Annotated in this window: 16 protein-coding genes and 1 pseudogene; 10 read left to right on the top strand and 7 right to left on the bottom strand. The window is 68.6% G+C overall.

Translation table 11 applies throughout. The annotated features are described in order from the left end of the window. Positions 1-35: 35 nt before the first annotated feature. The 3 genes from EHS43_RS02575 to EHS43_RS02585 are packed head-to-tail and all read left to right on the top strand — an operon-like array spanning position 36 to position 1,161. Positions 36-242: a hypothetical protein gene (locus tag EHS43_RS02575; RefSeq protein WP_125188908.1), complete on the top strand. Its 207-nt coding sequence runs from the start codon at positions 36-38 to the stop codon at positions 240-242. Between the two features lie 2 nt (positions 243-244). After that, positions 245-661 carry a TadE family protein gene (locus tag EHS43_RS02580; protein ID WP_125188909.1) on the top strand — a complete coding sequence of 139 codons (417 nt, stop codon included), beginning with the start codon at positions 245-247 and terminating at the stop codon, positions 659-661. After that, complete coding sequence (locus tag EHS43_RS02585) at positions 658-1,161, top strand: TadE/TadG family type IV pilus assembly protein (protein ID WP_125188910.1); 504 nt, start codon at positions 658-660, stop codon at positions 1,159-1,161. Before EHS43_RS02580 ends, EHS43_RS02585 begins: the two co-directional genes overlap by 4 nt. 20 nt (positions 1,162-1,181) lie before the next feature. On the opposite strand, the gene EHS43_RS02590 is transcribed toward EHS43_RS02585, so the two are convergent. After that, on the bottom strand, positions 1,182-1,517 hold the full coding sequence (locus EHS43_RS02590) for a hypothetical protein (protein WP_125188911.1): 336 nt from the start codon (positions 1,515-1,517) through the stop codon (positions 1,182-1,184). Positions 1,518-1,621: 104 nt separating this feature from the next. Here EHS43_RS02590 and EHS43_RS02595 point away from each other — a divergent pair, with 104 nt between their 5' ends. Further along, entirely contained in the window at positions 1,622-2,008 is a 387-nt protein-coding gene (locus tag EHS43_RS02595) for a hypothetical protein (protein WP_260470356.1), read from the top strand. A 61-nt stretch (positions 2,009-2,069) separates the two neighbouring features. Beyond that, positions 2,070-5,525 (top strand): LysM peptidoglycan-binding domain-containing protein, encoded by a 3,456-nt coding sequence (locus EHS43_RS02600; protein WP_312023405.1) that lies wholly within the window; start codon positions 2,070-2,072, stop codon positions 5,523-5,525. 1,752 nt (positions 5,526-7,277) lie between these two features. On the opposite strand, the pseudogene EHS43_RS02605 reads toward EHS43_RS02600, so the two are convergent. Next, positions 7,278-7,958: pseudogene (locus EHS43_RS02605) on the bottom strand (DUF2637 domain-containing protein); the annotation flags it as partial. A gap of 474 nt (positions 7,959-8,432) precedes the next feature. Here EHS43_RS02605 and EHS43_RS02610 point away from each other — a divergent pair. From EHS43_RS02610 to EHS43_RS02630, 5 genes are all read left to right on the top strand, one after another. Further along, positions 8,433-9,143 carry a TetR/AcrR family transcriptional regulator gene (locus EHS43_RS02610; RefSeq protein ID WP_185806091.1) on the top strand — a complete coding sequence of 237 codons (711 nt, stop codon included), beginning with the start codon at positions 8,433-8,435 and terminating at the stop codon, positions 9,141-9,143. A gap of 260 nt (positions 9,144-9,403) precedes the next feature. Continuing rightward, the gene (locus EHS43_RS02615; protein ID WP_125188914.1) at positions 9,404-9,769 is read left to right on the top strand and encodes a hypothetical protein; all 366 of its coding nucleotides are present in this window, start codon (positions 9,404-9,406) and stop codon (positions 9,767-9,769) included. After that, a complete protein-coding gene (locus tag EHS43_RS02620) occupies positions 9,766-9,993 on the top strand; it encodes a hypothetical protein (protein WP_125188915.1) in 228 nt (75 codons plus the stop codon). Before EHS43_RS02615 ends, EHS43_RS02620 begins: the two co-directional genes overlap by 4 nt. Positions 9,994-10,012: 19 nt before the next feature. Then, positions 10,013-10,558 (top strand): helix-turn-helix domain-containing protein, encoded by a 546-nt coding sequence (locus tag EHS43_RS02625; protein WP_125188916.1) that lies wholly within the window; start codon positions 10,013-10,015, stop codon positions 10,556-10,558. Positions 10,559-10,587: 29 nt separating this feature from the next. Beyond that, on the top strand, positions 10,588-11,499 hold the full coding sequence (locus EHS43_RS02630; RefSeq protein ID WP_125188917.1) for a hypothetical protein: 912 nt from the start codon (positions 10,588-10,590) through the stop codon (positions 11,497-11,499). Positions 11,500-12,186: 687 nt separating this feature from the next. On the opposite strand, the gene EHS43_RS47360 is transcribed toward EHS43_RS02630, so the two are convergent. The 5 genes from EHS43_RS47360 to EHS43_RS02655 form a co-directional block, all read right to left on the bottom strand. Continuing rightward, entirely contained in the window at positions 12,187-12,309 is a 123-nt protein-coding gene (locus EHS43_RS47360; protein ID WP_260470358.1) for a GNAT family N-acetyltransferase, read from the bottom strand. A gap of 121 nt (positions 12,310-12,430) precedes the next feature. Beyond that, positions 12,431-14,512: a hypothetical protein gene (locus EHS43_RS02640; protein ID WP_125188918.1), complete on the bottom strand. Its 2,082-nt coding sequence runs from the start codon at positions 14,510-14,512 to the stop codon at positions 12,431-12,433. A 37-nt stretch (positions 14,513-14,549) separates the two neighbouring features. Next, complete coding sequence (locus tag EHS43_RS02645) at positions 14,550-16,532, bottom strand: hypothetical protein (RefSeq protein ID WP_125188919.1); 1,983 nt, start codon at positions 16,530-16,532, stop codon at positions 14,550-14,552. Beyond that, positions 16,529-17,233: a hypothetical protein gene (locus EHS43_RS02650; RefSeq protein WP_125188920.1), complete on the bottom strand. Its 705-nt coding sequence runs from the start codon at positions 17,231-17,233 to the stop codon at positions 16,529-16,531. The genes EHS43_RS02645 and EHS43_RS02650 overlap by 4 nt, the downstream gene beginning before the upstream one ends. Before the next feature lie 155 nt (positions 17,234-17,388). Continuing rightward, positions 17,389-17,719 (bottom strand): hypothetical protein (locus tag EHS43_RS02655; protein WP_125188921.1); only part of this gene is annotated, 331 nt, incomplete at its 5' end.

Raw genomic sequence — 17,719 nt, forward strand, 5'->3', positions numbered from 1 at the left:
TGCCGTCGAGCGCCGTGAACTTCCGGAGGATAGAAATGCACACCGTACGAATCCGTTTCTCCGCCGTGGTGCGGGCGCTGCGCCGGCACGGCGCGGTGATCCGCGCGCAGTCGAAGGACCGTGGCGCCTCGGCGATGGAGTGGGGGCTGATCCTGGTCGCCGGGGGCACGATGGTCGGCGTCGTCTACGCGGCGGCCAACACCACGGTCGGCGAGAAGGTCACCCAGATTCTGGGCTTTTGAGCATGCCGGCGACACGCATAGGCCGATGGGGGCAGCTGGCGGGCAGGCAGTGGTGGCGGGACGACCGCGGCTCCACAGCCCTGGACATGTCGATGGTCGTCCCGCTCGTCTTCCTGCTGGTGTTCACCCTGATTCAGGGCGGCATCTGGTTCCACGGCCGCTCCGTGGCGCACCATGCCGCCCAGCAAGCCGTGGACGCGCAGCGGGCCTACGACGCCGCGCCCGGTGCCGGAGCGGCGGCGGCCGGAGAGTTCCTGGCCCGGATGGGTGGCTCGCTGAACGGCACAGCGGTGCGGGTCAGCGACGACGGCGAGACCGTGACCGTCTCGGTGGAAGGCACGGTGATCAACCTGGTGCCGGGGTGGAGCGGCCACGTCCGGCAGAGCGTGAAGGCCCCCGTCGAGAAGTTCCGCCCATGAGGTGGCGAGGGTGCCCGGACGGGCCGGAGCGTGACCGCGGCAGTGCCGCCCTGAGTCTCGCGATCTTCGTGCCGGTGGCGCTGGTGCTGATCGGCTTCGTGATCGCGTGCGGGCGGGTGGCGCTGGCCGAGGGGGCCGCCGACGCGGCCGCGCGGGACGCGGCGCGTACCGCCTCGCTGGCGAGCGACCCGGCCACTGGCGAGGCTGCGGCCCGCCAGGCGGCGCAGTCCAGTCTGGCCAGCTCCGGGATCCACTGCGCGGGCATCAGCGTCGAGGTGGACACCAGCGGGCTGTCCGCGCCGGTGGGGCAGGCGGCCCGCGTGACGGCCACCGTGTCGTGTACGGCGCCGCTGAGCGAGCTCGCGCTGCCCGGTGTCGGCGGGTCCACGACCCTCACCAGCACCAAGACGTCCGTCGTGGACACGTGGGCAACGAGAGCCGCTGGGTTCGCGGACGAGGTGGCATGGAGGACGAACCGGCCCGTGGAGGGCGGGCGATGAGCGCGCGAGGGTACTTGGGTTCACGTTTCGTGCGTCGGGCGGGCACGCGCTCGTGCCCGGCACACCGCGCGCGCGGTGGACCAGACGGTCTCGAAATCCATGGCAGCGAGGTCCTGCGCCTCATGTGCGTCCCACTCCTGGACCGGCACCTGCGCCGTGGCACCGAAGGTCGCCTCGTAGTCGGCGAGGGTTCCGGCCTGCTGGGCGGCTTCCGATTCGGCCAACGCGGCTGCGGCGACGGGCCTTTGGAGCGGTCCTTGGAGTTCGACCTGGCGGGTGACCCAGCCGTCGGCGTCGGCCTCGAGGTAGAACCAGGTGTCTTCCTCGGGCCAATAGCTGCGGAACCAGCGCGTCATGGCGTCATTGTCCGTGACGGCACTAGGTCCCGCGTGCGGGGTGGCTCATGACCCGTTGGCGTCGATGGCTACAGCTCTATGCCGGCGGCCGGGACCGGGGCGGCATGGAGCTGTTCTACGCGGGGACCGTCCTGATCGCGTTCCTCATCGTCGGCCTGGTCATCGATGGCGGGCTTGCCCTGGACCGGATGTCGGACGCTGACTACGTCGCGCAGGAAGCCGCGCGGGCCGGCGCCCAGCAGATCGACCCGGGCCAGGCCATCACCGGCGACGCGATCGTGGTCGACCCTGACGCCGCGCAAGCCGCCGCCCGTACCTTCCTCGACCGGGAGGGCGTCGATGGGGAGGTCGCCATCGCCGAGGACGGGCAAAGCCTCACGGTGACCGTGCGCGATACCTACCGCCCCTACTTCGCGTCCCTGATCGGTGTCGGTGAGATGCCGGTGACGGGACACGGCACTGCCACGCTGCTTCACCAGCCCGGAGGCTGACCCCATGCCCCACTCCCCCATGCCTGTGCGCCGTCGGAATCGCTCGTGGTCCCGGGCCGTCGTGCGGGGCCTGTTCGCGTTCGTCGTGCTGGCCGTGCTGGTCGTCGGGGTGCCCGCGCTGTTGCTCGCCGTCGGCACCTTGCCCGCGAGGGTGCCGACGCTGGACGGGGCGCGCGAGGTGCTGCTGAGCCCGGACGATGACGGCTCGGGGCTGTTGACGGCGATGACCGTGGCGGCGTGGCTCGCGTGGCTGTGGCTCGCGGTCCCCGTCCTGATCGAGATCGTCGCCGTTGTGGCGCGGCGGACGACGCCGCGGCTGCCGGGCATGGTGACCGGTCAGCGTCTGGCGGGGTTCTTGCTGGGCAGCCTCGTGCTGGCGTCGCCCGCGGCCGCGGCCAGTGCCGCCACCCCGGCGGTCGCCGCCACCGCGACCCACGTGCCGTCGGCCAGCCCGGCAGCAGGAACCCAGCCGAGCACCGTTGCGGCGACTGCGGTCGCGCAGGAGACGGCAACAGCCGGGAACTCCCGCGAGTTCACTGTGGGGGCCGACGACAGCACCTGGTGGGAACTGGCCGAGCAGCTGCTGGGGGACGGCACGCGCTACACCGAACTGCAGCGCCTCAACCCCGACGTGCCCACCACGGCCACGGTGGTGCCGCAAGGCACGACCCTGCGCGTGCCCGGCAGCGCCACCGCGCATGGGGAGGCGTCCGGCACGGGCATTCACACACAGCTCGTCTCCACCACACAGGACACCGTCGGCCACGGCGTGGATGGCGGGGACGAGGTGGTCACCGTGGACTCCGGCGATTCCCTCTCTCAGATCGCGGCGAAGGAACTGCACGACGGCAGCCAGTGGCCGCGCCTGTTCGAGGCCAGCAAGCACACGGCGCAGCCCGACGGCCTACCGAAGATCACAGACCCGGATGTGATCTACCCGGGGCAGCAGGTCACCGTGCCCGGGACCGCATCCGAACGTCCCGAGCCCGAGCACCGCCGCGAGGACGTGGAGAACGGCGCCGGGAACGAACAGTCCGCTCCCCCGGCTCCGCACGACAGCGAGCGCGACTCGGGCCCCGGCGCCGGAGGTGGTGAGGCAGCTACTCCCAGTAGTGCCGCTACCCCGGGAAACCAGGCTCCGGCTCCCGGAGAGCGAAGCCAGCCGGATTGGTTGCCGAGCCAGGGTGCAGGGCATGGCGGACCGTCGACCGGCAGCCGCGGGCCGGCGGCAACCTCCTCGGTTGTGCCGTCCGCATCGGCCACGCCCATAACGCCGGCGTCCCGGGCGCCGTCCTCCGATGCACCCGCGTCGTCGCCCGTGGGTCAAGGGCTGCAGCTGCGGATGGTGCTGGGCGCAGGTGCGCTTCTGGCCGCAGCCGTGACCGGCGCGCTCGCCACGCGCCGCGTGCTGCAGCGCCGCCGCCGCAAGCCGGGTGAGGCGATCGCGATCGCCTCGGAGACGTCCTTGGCCGAGGCGCAGTTGGCGGCCGCCGCCGAGCCAGACGGATCGGCCCGTCTGGATGTGGCCCTGCGGACGATGGCCCACCTCGCGGAGGACGAAGCCGGCCTGCCCCCGTTGCGGGCCGCCCGCATCGGGACCCGCACCCTGGCAGTGCTGCCCGAGGACCCGGCGGCGGATCCGCTGGCGCCGTTCTCAGCAGGACGTGACGGTTGGTGGGTCCTGGCGCAGGATGCCGAGCTCCTGGCCGAAGAGGAAGCCAGTGAGGTGCCGGCACCGTATCCGGGGCTGGTGACTCTCGGCAGCACCAGGGACGGTGACCTCCTGCTGGTGAACCTGGCCCAGTTGCCCGCGCTGCTACTCGACGGCGATCCGACACGCGTCACAGAAGTGTGCACGTCGCTCGCGATGGAGATCGGGATGAGCCCGTGGGGCAGCGTGGTCGAGCTGGTTGCCGTCGGATTCGGTGAGGACCTGCCCCGGCTGCTGCCGACCTCTCGGATCATGCACATGCGGGAGCCTGCGCACGCCCTGCGGGACCTTTCCGAGCGTCTGCTGGAGGTGCACCAGATGCCGGAGACCAGCCACCAGCCCTATCTGCTGCTGTGCGCGGCATCTCTCGACGGGGACACGGCGTGGCAGGTCGCCGACATCATCGACAAGGCCCGGATTCCGGTATCGCTGATCGCCCCCGCGGCCGCGGCGGCAGCACACTTTCCCGATGCTGAGATCCTCAACGCCGAGCTTGACGAGCCGCAGCAGCTGGACTGCGCCGGCATCGAGATCACGGTGCAGCGACTTGAGCGCGCCGCCTACCAGCAGATCGCCACGGCACTCGCCGTCTCCGGTCAGCCGGCAGCGCCGGCCGAAGGGCCGTGGGAGGACGTCCCGGACGAGCCTGAGCCCGAGATGACTCCCCCGGCCACCAGGACACAGAGCGATGACCAGGGCACTAACGCCTACGCCAGCACCGCGCCCCAGGCCTTGGTCACGCCGGTCGCGTCGAAGGCGGTGGACGACAGCGAGGTGTTCCCCGCCCTGTTGGCCGCGACAGCGGATCCGGCCGGGCTCCGCCTCCTGCCCACCGCGCCAGCTCAAGGTCAGGACGACCGCCACGAGGACCAGATGCGCGGCAAAGACCCGGCAGAGACCGAAGCGGCAGAGGAACCCGATGTGCAGCTCCCGTTGGCGGACGACGACGGAGGTGCTGCAGAGGTAGAGGCACACGACCTCCATGCCCCGGAGATCCGTGTCCTGGGCCCCGTCGAAGTGGACGGCGTGGCCGCCTCGGGGCACGGACCGAGGATCGCGCAACTCGCGGCATTGCTCTACTTCCGGCCCGGTCGCTCCGCCGATGCGCTGTGCACCGACATGGACCCCCTCGCCCCGTGGAGCTCGAGCACTCTCAACGCCAGGCTGCGGGGCCTACGCAGCGCCCTGGGCAACGACCCGGCCGGCGACACGTACGTTCCGCGCCGCCGCACCGGCGACGACCCCTACCGCCTCTCCCCCGCCGTGCGGTGCGACTGGACGAGATTCCTCCAGCTCGCCGAACACGCGCTGCCCCAGGGACCGGCGGGGCTGCCAGATCTGGAGAAGGCCCTCGCAATGGTGCGGGGGCGGCCGTTCGGTTCGAGGCCGCTGCCCTGGGCCGAGCCCTACCAGCAGGAGATGATCACGAGGATCATCGACGTCGCCCACACGGTGGCCACACACCGCACCCCGGCAGGCCCGCACCACGACCTCACCGCGGCCCGACAGGCCATCGCCACCGGCCTCGACGTCGACAACAGCGCCGAGCTCCTCTACAGGGACTGGATGCGGGTTGAGCATGCGGCCGCCAACCGCTCCGGCCTGCACACCGCGATCACCCAGGTCCAACAGGTCAACAGGTCCCTGGACTGCGATCTCGAGACGGAGACGGAGCAGCTGATCAACGATCTCCTACACAGGGGAGGCTCGGCACTGCGCAAGGCCCCGAGGCGGGATCACAGGATGCGCGGCGGCCTACCGGTGGGCGGCGACGCCCCCGGGCTGCGTAAGCGAACAAATCACTGACGGCGGCCTGGTTCGAGCGGACGGGCGGGTCTGCCCTGCCTCCCACGTCGCCCGTACAGTCTGCGCAACCGCGTAGATCTGCCCGGCGAGTTCGTCATTCAGCGCGCTCGTGTCCCCGTCCTGCGTCCGGCCGGTGACGACGGCCGGCCCATGCAACGGGTAAAAGGGGCGTGCAGCGCCAGGCACTCGCCAGTGCCCAAGGCATGAGGTTGCCCTCGAGGCCGGTCATCTGCCCGCTGCCGTATACGTGCAGCAGGACGTGCGAGTGGTAGCGGCGTTGACGGACCGCTCCTTCCGGCCCGACACGGCCGCGGATCGCGGAGGACACAGCGGACTCTGGGAGGTCGAGTTCGGTGAAGGTGCCGGAGGGGGTGATGAGTAGGGCTCGCATAGATCCTCCCGTGATAGGCGTGGGGGCGCTCACTGCGCAGGACGCCGAATACGCAGGTGGCCCGCGGCCCGGGCTGCGCAATGATCAAAAAAGCTTCGCAATGCACCTCTGAACAGACATGTCTTGCGATTGCGCAGCCGGTGAGGGCGCCCGGAGTCGGCCCTTGCGCAGGCCGAAGCTAGGCCTCACCGTTGTGCTTACGCGTGGTGGTGCGTGAGGGCCTGCCAGCGCCGTTCGAAGTCCTCGACCTGGTCGGCGAGATAGACGGTAGTGATGGGCTTGTTGTGCTGCGCAGTGATCCCCTGGGCTGCGCAGTCCTGCGCAATGGCGTCGAGCGAGGGAATGTCCGTGCGCCCTCGTTGCTCGGCCCAGAGCTTGTAGATCCGGAACGGCAAGAGATAGCGGCGCAGATTGGAAGGAGTGACCGGTTTCCCGCCGCGGCCGTGCATCCCCTTCGTCGCGAGGAAGAGCGACAGTTGCTCGGCCTCCCGCGTCGATGACTGCAGTTCCCCGCCACCTTGCGTCTGGACTTCCGACCACGCGAGGTAGTAACGATCGACCGTCGTGAGCTCGGTGACCTCGGTGGCTGGCTCCTCGACATCTTGGGGCGACGCTTCGTCGATCTGAGCGCTCACCCGAGGGCCCAGGGTGTCCCGGGCCGCGTGCGCGCCCACGCTGGCGGACATTGCGTCCGTGTCCTCTTCGCGGGGCCGAGGTACATCGGCTGGCTCTCCGGTGGGCAAGCCGGCCTCGGAGAACTCGCGCTGCTGGAAAGCCGTGACGAAGTGCTCCAGGTCTTCTCCCGCGATGCGGCGTTCGCCTGCGCCGGTGATGCGGTCCCGTTCGTAGACGTATTCGGCAAGGGCGGCGGCGTCGGGGTACGACCCGTGTTCCTGGGCGTACGTGGTCCAGGCGTTGTAGAAGTAGTCGTTCCAGGACAGCTCGTCGCCTGTCTGCGGTGCCTCGACGGGCTCAGGGTCAGGCAGTGGACCGTAGCGCTGCTTGAGGACCTGGAGCAGGGGTTGGAGTTGTTCGTCGGTGAGGGGGGCGCCGGCCGCGGTGGTGATGCCGTGGTCTTGGAGCCAGTACGCGAACTGGGCGGCTGTGGGCTCGGTCTGGAAGTTCGCGATCCATGCCTGGTAGGCCTCGGCGAAGCCCTCTGCCGGCTCGGCGCCCGCCTGCCCCGACACGAGCGAGCGCTCTGGCTCCGCGGGTGAGGTCATGGGTTCGGGGTGCACTGTTCCCCTACTGCCCTGCTCCGTCTCCTGCTCCGCAGTTGCTGTGGCCTCAAGTTCGGGTTGTCCGTGGATCGGGGCGGGCGGCGTCCGGTCGATGGTGAAGGTGAACGCGATCGGCGGCTCGTCGATGCCTGCGGCGGCCAGGCCGGCGGGTGCCGTTTCGGCGAGCGGAACGCCGTAGCGGGCCAGACGGAGTGGCATCAGCGAGTCCACCGGGGCCTTGCGTCGCCAGCCGCGGCCGAAGCGGGAGCGGAGGCCGACTTCGTAGACGAGGCGCTCCTGCTCGAGACGGATGACCTGCTCGTAGGAACGCAGTTCCCACAGTTTCATGCGGCGCCAGAGGAGGAACGTGGGGATCGGTGAGAGGAGCCAGCGGGTAAGGCGTACGCCTTCCATGTGTTTGTCGGCGGTGATGTCGGCGATCCGGCCGATTGCATGGCGGGCGGCCTCTACGGCGACGACGAAGAGGACCGGGATGACGGCGTGCATGCCGACGCCCAGCGGGTCGGGCCAGGCCGCCGCGCCGTTGAAGGCGATGGTGGCCGCCGTTAGGAGCCAGGCCGTCTGTCGGAGCAGCGGGAAGGGGATGCGGATCCAGGTCAGGAGGAGGTCCAGGGCCAGGAGAACGCAGATTCCGGCGTCGATGCCGATCGGCAAGACATTCGCGAAGGTCCCGAAGCCCTTCTGGATCGCCAGTTCACGGACCGCCGCGTACGAGCCCGCGAAGCCAATGCCCGCGATGACGACGGCACCGAACACAAGCGCGCCGACGAGTACACGATGTGCTCGGGTCAGCCGGGGTATCTCACGGTTCGTCTCAGCCACGTCCGCTCCGTGACGACCTCAAGCCAGTGAGCGTCTGCCACCCCACTTGCACCATGACCCAGCCTCCAAGCGACGCTGACCAGGTCACCAGCGGTCCACCTACCTCCCTCACTGATCAAGCGGCTCGGCGATCGTAAGCAAGCACTGTCGTGCCCTCACCAGCGTCAGATCGCTGGCGAGCGCACGGCGGTCCCGGCTGTCTTGCGGTCACGGAGACGTTCGCCACCCGCCCCACCCTAAAAGCAAATGGGTCAAGTGGTTTGGTAAGGGACTCAATCATGTCCAGTACGAAAGAATCAACGGCGGCGTAGTGCGCGCAGTGGTGATGCGACTAACCTCATCGCTTACTGTCCGCACGCTGAGGGCCACGACTCACGGTGAGTAGCGCTTTCGTCGGTCGGGACCCCGGGGGACGCGTGCGGGGCAGTGACCGGTTTGGCACAAGGAGGCACGGTGGCACGGCAGCCGGTTCAGGCGCGAGCTCGGGCGAGGTACGAGGCGATCTTCAAGGCCGCCGCGGAGTTGTTCGCCGAGCAGGGGTTCGCCGGCACCTCGGTCGACCAGATCCTGGAGCGGGCGGGCGCTTCCAGAGGGTCGTTCTACAACCTCTGGAAGGACAAGGACGAGCTTGCGTACAGCGTGGTCAAAGAATCTCTGATCATGGACTCGATCACGCCTGCCACGCCCCGTCTGCAGAGCGTCGTCGACGCATCCATCCTCCTGGCGGTGCTTACACCCCATGTGACGGTGATCAAAGCTGCGAACCGTCTGGCGACCGAGCAAGGGAAGGCATTCTTCGGATACCTCTGGCGGACCTACACCCCCCTGATCACCGAGCTGATGACGCAGGCCCGGGACCTGGGCGAACTACAGCCGGGCGTGGACCCCGGCGACTGGGCAGCGCTATGGATCGACGCATGGGTCGGCCTGGACCTGCGCTTCCGGGAAACCTACGACGACCTACCGGCTGCGGTTCACCGGCTGAACCAGCAGATGGTTCACGCCGTGGCCACCGCGGAGACACTTGCTAGCTTGCAGATTTCCACCGGACGCGGCCACGAACTGATCCACAACTCTTCCCACGCAGCCAGCTACTTCGCCTCCGTACAGGCACAGTGGAAAGATAAGCACCGTTCGACGCCGACGTCCGCCGCAACAGGCTGACGAGCAGGCACTGTTGGCCGTGCCGTAGTTTGCGCTGAGAGCCCTGGCGGGACGCTCAGCAGATGGCCCATACGGCACCTGGGCGACACCCTCTGGGACCACAGGCACCTTTCTCCCACAGCCCAGAGCACGACGAGAACCGAGACGGCATCCGCCGACACAGACTTGCGGTGAGCAGCAACTCTTTGGTGTGTAACATGCGGATGCCCGCAACTTTTGCCGTACAGTGCGCAGCACCTGTACGGCAAAGGATCATCTACATGGACGCAGCGGCAGAGGGCCTGCGCGCGTGGCGCGCCAGTCCTCGACCCCAACCGGCCAAGCCGACAAGGCCTGTTGAGCGGGACGGGGGTACCGATCTCGCCCGTCGGATCGCGGAGCAGTTCGGCCGGGGCCCGGTTCACGAGGTCAAGACGGTCGTCTACCGGCGTCCCCCTCACGACATGCTCGGCGAGGCCGGCTACTCGCTCGTGTCGAACTACTTCCTGCGTCGCGTCCTGCCGTACTGCCTGATGCACAACATCATCAGCAAGCTGCAGGCCGCCGTTCTGTCGAACATGATCGGCAGGCAGAAGAAGGGCAAGATCGAGGCCACCCACGCCGGGCCGCCGCCGAGCTCGCCGTGAAGCGCACCAGTATCGGCCACGTCCTCGACGCGCTGTGCGAGAAGAACCTCATCCGCAAGGTCAAGAGGTCCTCCTACCAGCTGAACCCCCGCGTCGCGTATAACGGAAACGGCCAGGAGCAGCACGACTTCCTCGCCGAGCTGCGCGCACTCGCCCTCGACTCAAAGTTCCCCGACGAACTCGCACCCGAGCTCACGCTGTTCTCGCGGCAAGAACTCGGCTGACCGAAGGGATCCCATCGCCATGATGACCACCACGGACTTGCTGGGCATGCTGCACCAACTGCAGCTCACCCCCACGGCGATCGACGTCCTCTCGGTCATGGTCGCGCACCAGGACCCCGGAGGCGCCGTCGGCATGAAGCAGTCCGAGATCGACGCAGTTCTCGGCGTCGGCCAGGCATCCATGAGCCGCGCCATGGGACTCCTGGTCGACCGCGGCATCGTGCTGCGCTCCGGCGGCGGCCGCGGCCACCGCTACGCCCTCAACCCCGCCGTGGCCGGCTACGAGTCGCAAGACGAGCTGGAGAAGGAGATGACCCAGCAGCTCGCCGTTGGCGGCCCTCCCCCGATCAGGGTGCCCGGCTACGCCAAACGCCCCCCAAGCCCGGCAAGGGCGGACTGCAGTCCGTCGCGTAGCGGCCGCCCACAACGCAGCGAGGCCCCGGCGGGATTGCCGGGGCCTTCTGCACCTGTACGCGAAAGCGTCCACCCCCAGTATGCCCACCCATCTGACAGCCAGCCACCCAGAGACGGACGGCATCGCCCCGGAGCTCGCCAATCGGGGTGAGAAGGCCGGACTCTTCGACGAGGAAGAGCATGAGCGAATCAGCCCAGTCCGATCGACCCGAGACTCAAGAGAACGAGCCTCAGGTGATCGCCGACGAAGTGCTCAACGAAGTGGAAAGTCGTCCCGCAGTCGCCGCAGCCAGAGCGCACGCTGAAAGAAACATTGCGAAGGCCAAGAGCGGCCGCAACGCGGCTGCCGAAAAGGACGGCTGGACGATCGTGCTCCCCGCAGTATTGGCCGGGCTGGGAGGTCTTTTCCTCCTAATGTCCTGGGGCATTAACCAGAATATGCCTGCCGAAGACAAGACGGGCCCGGACAGCGGATGGGGGGCCTCCGCGTGCCTGGCCCTCTCTGTCGTGCTCTTTGTCGTTTACCGCGTTCGTGCAGTCAGCAGGTCGGCGGTGTTTCAGGAACTCGTGCGCGGCGAGGAGCTCAATGTGCGGATGGCAGAACTGGACTTTGTGCCCGAAACTGATGCACCGCTGTCAGCGAACCGAGCACTCCTCCAGGAATATCACCGTCTGTCCACCAGTCAGGCGCGCGCGGCCTTCCGGCTCGCGACGTGGGTGATGGGAGCAGCAGCTCTCCTCGTCCTTGCTGGCGCCGCGGCCGTGGTCGTGACGCACGACACAGCCACCGCGGTCACCCTGGCCTCACTGACGGCCTTCATCTCCGCGCTGGGCGGCTATATCTCTTCGACCCTCCTGTCCACCTATCGCGTCTCCGTTGAACAGGCCCGCTTCTACTTCCGCGAACCCCTGGCAGGCGGCTACCTGCTGGCCGCCGAACATCTCGCCAAGAGACTCGACCCACCGGAACACACGGCTGCCCTCGGACGCGTAGTGGACGGATTCATCCACGCGGCCACCAACGTCCCCGGGGCGACGGCCGAGCCGGCCCTTCCCCAAGACCTCCAGCAAGACCCCAGCGAGGGTCCCTAAGCGCCGACCAAGCGGTACTGGACCGGACGCCGCAGATCCTTTCCCGACCGGTCGACGGATGTGTCTGCCCCGGCGAGTGAGGGGTGTCAGATCGACTCCGATGCGCGTCGGCCCGGACCCGGCCAGCCGCGCCGTCCTCACCACCACCGCTGGCCCCGCGCCCGACCCCGGCATCTCGCAGCAGCACCCGGGAACACTCACACGATCGGATGAATCGCCCGCCGGACCCGCCCGCAGTCGCCGCGCCGGCCGCTACGGTGAAACCGTGCCGCCGGACGGATACCGGCCAAACCCGCTCCGCACATGCGGAGATTGACCCGACAGCAGCTCGCAAGACTGTCTCAGGGTGAACTACCCACCGGCCCGGGAGCGCGCCCTCCGCACATGCGGAGACGACGCAACGGGGCCGCCTGCGCGTCAGCTTCGGCCCCTTCCGCCGCGCCACAGCGCAAAATCCCCTGCCCGGCCCGCCGGTACCCCGTACCCTGGTCGGTCGGCACGGGACCGGCGTCACCGGCCGGCAGCGGGCGCACCAGGTGCCGCATCGACGGATCCGCCGGGTGGCGATGGGCAGTTGCAGGTCGAACGGGGTTCCGGGCTCCAGGGCGTGGAAAAGTGGTTGGCCTCGTAGTACGGCGCCACGTGGGGCTTGTGGGTGTGGATGCCGCCGAGCACCGCCTCGTAGCCCTAGCCCTGGCGGGTGTAGGAGCGCTCCAGGTGGTCGACGAGCCGGTGCCCCAGTCCCTGGCCGCGGGCGCTGTCGGCCACCGACACGGCCTCCAGTTCGACGAGCGTCCGCGACAGCCGCATGCACCACTGCCGATCCAGTCCCGCCTCCGCCAGCCGCCGGACCGGCGGGATCGCGAGGGTGAGCGCAAGGCGCTCGCAGCCTGGCCAACTGCGGCTGCCGCGGGCGAGGGGAGGGGCTGGGTCACTTGCGGGAGAAGGCAGAGGGCGTCTCCCGATTGCCTGCAACGATGCCGACTACCACCGCACGGTCTGTAGTTGCCCCCTTGGGTCGGTGCGTGGTGGCCCACGCGAGCTCGTCGGGGCGCAAGTTGCCCTGTGTGTCCTTCTTCGGGGTGAGATCGAGGACAAGAAGCTGCCCGAAGGGGGCGTTCGTGTTGCTGTACTCGGCGGCCTGGGCGAGGTAGCGGCTCTCGAGGTACGTGTGGTCGTTGTCGGAACCGTCCTGTTTGATCTCGGTCAGATAGCGCAGGGCGCCGAAGTGCGCCATGACGTCGGCGCGCCCCATGCCGACGTCGACGGGTTCGACGAGAACGACGTTGTGCAGGGGGCCTGCCTGGAGCCACTGGTGGAAGTCGCGTTGCAGGTCGGCCTCGACGGGTTTGCGCGCTCCCTCTCCCTCGGGCTTGCGCCGGTAGTCGAAGGGAGGCGGAGCCCCTTTCTTCGTCGTACCGAAGAGGTTCGTGCGTGTGATGTCGGAGCGGCTCTTGAGGAAGAGGAGCGTCTGCTCCACCAACGCCAAGAACGTCCTGCGCACTTCCCCGGTAAACGAGGGATGCGCAGACAGCTCGGTCATGAGCTCATCCAACTTGGGCACGATGAGTGGATCGGTGGCTTTGAGGCGGGCGACGTCGCTGTCGTAGGCGAGGCCATCAAGGAGAAGCAGCTGCTGGTCGTCCAGGGCGCGGCCGATGCTGAGCGCTCGATCCCGCAGCAGTAGCAGCAGCGTCGGTGCCAGTCGCTGCAGGCGGGCGATCACTGCCCCGCCGGGGTCGTCGTCATCGCTTCCGTCGCCTGTCGCTGAGGGGGTGGCAGGGTCGCTCTCGCGCTGGGCGGCGGCGTCGACGGCGTTGAGCAAGGCACTCGCGGTTGCGGTGTCGAAGCTGCGGGCAACGTGCTGGCCCGTCGCCTGGGTGGCATGGCGTAGCTGCGCCAGGAATGCCTGTTGCCGCAAAAAGCTGTCTTCGATCGCGGGCTGGACCAGAAGAGCCAGGCCCTGACTGGTGTCGTTAGCCAGTGGACAGACGGTGCGGGCGGCGCTATAGGCGGTGAGGACGGTGTCCAGGGCCTCCCAGGCGTCCAACCAGGCATCTTCCTGGAGGGCAGTGGCCGCGGCGCGCAGCTGGAGGATGAGGCGGTGCCAGGCGATCTCTGCTGAGCGGCGCGGCTGGAGCCAAGTGGGTTGATGGGTGCGGTGCAGCCAGGCCTCGCGCTGATCCAGAGCGTTGGCGATCTGGTCCGCAGCACCATCGATGGCAGCGGCGTCGTGCCGGCCGAAGGCGAGAAGGGCGTCACAGACCGCGGCGTATGTACGGGCGTCGTCGCGGGCCTCCTCGGCCTGGGCGGCGGTCTCGAATTGCTTGCGGGCCTGTACCAGGTGGGTGGTGATGGAGCCCATGTCCTGGGAGGACAGGGCACGGCGCAGCAGGTCACAGCCGAGCTCGAACATGGCGTCCACATCGGCGGCTTCGTCGTGGACGAGCTGCTGTAGCAGGGCGCGCACCGTGTCGGCGATGGTGTCCTCATCTGCCCATCGGTCGAGGGTGAGCCCCAGCAGGCGTGGCAGCCGCTCGAGGAAATCCTCGGGGCCGTCGCTTGGCACGTCCTCGAGGGCCTGCCACACCTTGAAGGGGGTGACCGCGTCGGCGACGGCCAGGCGGACCGCGCCCTCGAGGCGCGCAGCGGCCAGAAGCGGCGCGCGTTCGATGTGTCCCAGCAGGTCGTCCAGGAGGGCGGTGGTCAGGGACTTGCCCAGTGACTTGGCGGCCGCGTGGCTGTGCAGCAGGGCGTCCATGGACGCAGTGAGGTGCAGGACGCTCGGCTGTGCGGCCAGTCCTTGCGGGAATGCGGAGGCCGCGGGCTGCCATTGCGCGTCGCTGCGGTTGTACGCGTCGGCGACGGCTTCGGCCAGGTAGGGGGCGAAGGGGCCGGCGGCGACGTCACCGGCCTGATTGGCCACGGTGTCGGGCGTCAGGCCGATGGCAGCAAAGGTGATGGCCTGTCCGTCTGCGGCCAGTTCGGTGAGCCGGTCGGCGAGTTGGGGCACGGCAACCGTCCTTTCCTGCCTGATATCGGGTGTGGAGTCACCACAGGGCGGCGCCGGCCTCGGCCTGTCGAATGGTGTCGGCCGGCAGCGTGGCACGGGCGAGATCGAAGTCCGCGGTAGTGATGACCACCTGCAGGTCGCTCTCGGCGGCAACGGTGGCCAGTTCCGCGAAGAGCTTACGGGCGTCGTCGGGCTGCATCTCCTCGGACTTGGGGCTGTCGATCAGCAGGAGTCCGGGGTGAGTGGACACGCCGTAACGGCGGCCAACGCGCAGCAGGGCGATGACGACCGCGATACGCAGCCGCAGTCGCGCGCCGGCGGTTTGGTCCTTGAACCATTCCTGCTTGCTGCCCAGGGGGTAGATCTTCAAGCGGGCGCCGCGGTCGATCGACACCGACTTCAGCGAGGGCACTCCGAACAGGGTCGCCAGCTCGGCGATCTCCTTGTTGACCTCCTCGAACAATGTCTCGGCGGCCGTCTTGCTGTCCTTCTCCAGCAGATCGGCGGCGGCTGCGAGGATCTTGATTGTCTTCGCCTCGGCTACGTCCGTGGCTGGTCCTTCCGGCTCACGGAACACGCTGAGCGCGCCTTCCAGCCGCAGCACGTTCTCCTGAGCGGCAAGACGCGCTGGCAGGTCGGCGGCGGACTGGGCACGTCGCAGGTGTTGCTGAGCGGTCTCCAGCTGGTGAGTGAGGCGGTCGACGATCGCCTCCGCCCGTTCCAGTTCCTCTTTGGCGGCAGCTTCGACGGTGGTGCTCGTCTGCAGCCGCTCTTGCGCCTCGGCGGCGACTTCCTGCGGCTCTTCGTCGTCTCCCGTTACCTCCCGCGCGCACACCGCGCACGTGCGGGCGTGCTGCTCTTGCTGGCGGCGTGCGTCGTCGATCTCCTGGTCGCAGCGCGGGCAGCTGGCTGGGTTGAGGCCATGGAAGAGGAGGCGGGCTGTGGCGCTTTCGGTGACGTCGTTGAGGAGCTTGGCAGCCTGCTGGCGTTCGCTGCGGGCCCGGCGGAATACCCGGTTGGCCTCGTCCCATTCGTCTTGTGCGTCGGCCAGGGCCCGGGCGAGTTGGACCGCGTCGTTGGCCAGGTCGACCAGCGACGCGTCGTTCTCGTCTCCTGGCAGCAGACGGGACAGGCGTGCGTGTGCCTGGGTGAGGTCCGCCTGGAGGCGCTCGCGCTCGGCTGCGCGTTCTTCCGCTTCGGCGGCCGCCGCGGCCCGGCGTGCTTTGTCCTCGGCGACGCGCACGTCGTGGACGGTTTTGACGCGGGTGAGGGCGGCCGCGGCCGGAAGGTCAAGGAATACCTGCAGCAGACGGCCCGGTAGTCCGTTGGAAGTGACCTCGCCCAGCAGCGCCTTGTCGCCGCCGGCCGGAAGGTAGACCGCTCCGAAATAGGCGGGCCACCCGTGGGTCTGGGTGCTGGTTTCTTTGAAGCTGTTGACCAGCGGCTGCAGATCCATGCGGCCCAGCATCAGTTGGGCGATCTGCTCTGCGTAGCTGTCGGTGCTGGACGCCCGCAGCAGCGCCGTGATGCCCCGGCCCGGGTCGGGTGACCGTACGCCGGCCAGCGTTGCGAGGTCGCTGCCCGTCAGCACGACGGCCGAGGTGATCTCTCCGTCGGCGAGGTCAAGGCGGAACGCCATGGGCTCGCCTGCAACGGTCGCGTCGAGGTCCACCTGGTGCAGCCAGCCGCGGACACGGTTTTGCATCTCGCTGCGGGGCGTACCGCGAAGACACCAGGTCAGCAGTTCCAGCACCGATGTCTTGCCGCGAAAGTTGGAGGCGACCAGAGCCGTCAGACCGGCAGAGAACGCCAGAGGGGTGTCGAAGGGGCCCGGCTCGACGTCACCGGTACGCTCGCCGGCCACTCGCAGCCGGTGTACGTGCAGCGACCGCGGCCGCGCCGGAGAGATGACCAGCGGCAGCCCGTACTCGGTGAACACGTTGCGGACGTCGTCGACCTTCACGCCTGCCTTGTCGGCGATGCGCGCTTCCAGCAGAGCCTCTGCTTGTTCTGTGCTCATGCCGCCCCCGTTCCCTGTTCCTGCAGTTGCTGCCGGAAGGCCGCTAGCCTCTGTCGCGCCTGCTCACTGATCGCTCCGATCCGGCGCCCCCGCGGCGTTTCGGCGTACTCGCGCGTCAGGTACTGCTGCTTTTTGAGTTCACTGCCGCTCTTCTCCCCCGCGAGCCGCATGACCAGTTCGACCCTCTGCACGTAGTAGTCGAATGCCGGCGCCTGGCGGATGATCTCCCGGGCGACGTGACGGCCGTGTTCCAGCAGGAAGTAGTCGTGCTGGCGAACCCGGTTGACCGTTCCTCGCCGTCTGCGGACCAGCAGCCCGGCACTGCGCAGCACTGCCAGCGCATCGTCCAGCCACTCGTAGGCACCGAAGTGATGGCGCAGCATGGGATAGCGCCGCACCTCGGGCTCCTCGGAATCCAAGATGCGGCCGGCGATGTCCAGCAGTGCCTCTTCGCGGTCGGCCTCGTACTCGGTCAGCAGTTCGTTGGCCAGATAGTCCGGATTGCGCAGCCAGAAGTCCAGCTTTTGCAGTTTGACCTGCGTTCGCATGACACCCACCGCTCGCTCGAGCGCGGGCACGGCTTTCTCCACCTCGGTCAGCGGCTCGCATGCCCCGTCGATCAGCAACAGCAGACGCACCGCGTCCTGTTCACGGCTGGTCACCGGATCAACCGGCTCCCGGCTCGCCCCCTCGTGATCCATCGCGACAGCGTAACCATCCGCACATGAACCTGACCATGGGGTGACCACTCGAATGTACGCACCTACACGTACCGGGCTCAGGATGAAGCCGGAGATGGTCGCTACCGACAACGCCTCGTACTCCGACAGTGATCCGGAGGGGTGTGCTTCCGGTCTCAGATCGATGAGCCCCGGTTGCGGTTGGCGAAGGGGAGCGCTCCATAAAGCGCGGTGAATTCCGCGATCAGCTCCGCCTCGGCTTGGCCGGCGGGCGGATTGGTCACGGTGCGCCAGGCGACCAGGAGCGTGTCGGAGTCCGCCAGCTGCCAGATGTACGTGCCGCCGCGGTGCCCGGCGTTGCGCCCCTGGCCCTGGCGGCGGTAGGCGTTCAGCCGCCTGCTCAACCCTTGGCGGCCAGCGGCCTTGCCGACGTACACCACTGTGGCGCCGGGCACCCAGGCGCTGTTCAGGGTGGCGGTCGTCGTGGAGGGGTCGTGGCCTTTGCGA

Source organism: Streptomyces sp. RP5T, assembly GCF_003933965.1.
GTDB lineage: Bacteria > Actinomycetota > Actinomycetes > Streptomycetales > Streptomycetaceae > Streptomyces.

Bases quoted from the DNA above. Each gene is read 5' to 3' on its own strand.
- EHS43_RS47360 (WP_260470358.1), bottom strand. From the start codon at position 12,309: ATGCGGCTGTCGCGGACGCTCGTCGAACTGGAGGCCGTGTCGGTGGCC.
- EHS43_RS02630 (WP_125188917.1), top strand. From the start codon at position 10,588: ATGAGCGAATCAGCCCAGTCCGATCGACCCGAGACTCAAGAGAACGAG.
- EHS43_RS02645 (WP_125188919.1), bottom strand. From the start codon at position 16,532: ATGAGCACAGAACAAGCAGAGGCTCTGCTGGAAGCGCGCATCGCCGAC.
- EHS43_RS02585 (WP_125188910.1), top strand. From the start codon at position 658: ATGAGGTGGCGAGGGTGCCCGGACGGGCCGGAGCGTGACCGCGGCAGT.
- EHS43_RS02590 (WP_125188911.1), bottom strand. From the start codon at position 1,517: ATGACGCGCTGGTTCCGCAGCTATTGGCCCGAGGAAGACACCTGGTTC.
- EHS43_RS02575 (WP_125188908.1), top strand. From the start codon at position 36: ATGCACACCGTACGAATCCGTTTCTCCGCCGTGGTGCGGGCGCTGCGC.
- EHS43_RS02615 (WP_125188914.1), top strand. From the start codon at position 9,404: ATGGACGCAGCGGCAGAGGGCCTGCGCGCGTGGCGCGCCAGTCCTCGA.
- EHS43_RS02650 (WP_125188920.1), bottom strand. From the start codon at position 17,233: ATGGATCACGAGGGGGCGAGCCGGGAGCCGGTTGATCCGGTGACCAGC.
- EHS43_RS02595 (WP_260470356.1), top strand. From the start codon at position 1,622: ATGGAGCTGTTCTACGCGGGGACCGTCCTGATCGCGTTCCTCATCGTC.
- EHS43_RS02625 (WP_125188916.1), top strand. From the start codon at position 10,013: ATGATGACCACCACGGACTTGCTGGGCATGCTGCACCAACTGCAGCTC.
- EHS43_RS02580 (WP_125188909.1), top strand. From the start codon at position 245: ATGCCGGCGACACGCATAGGCCGATGGGGGCAGCTGGCGGGCAGGCAG.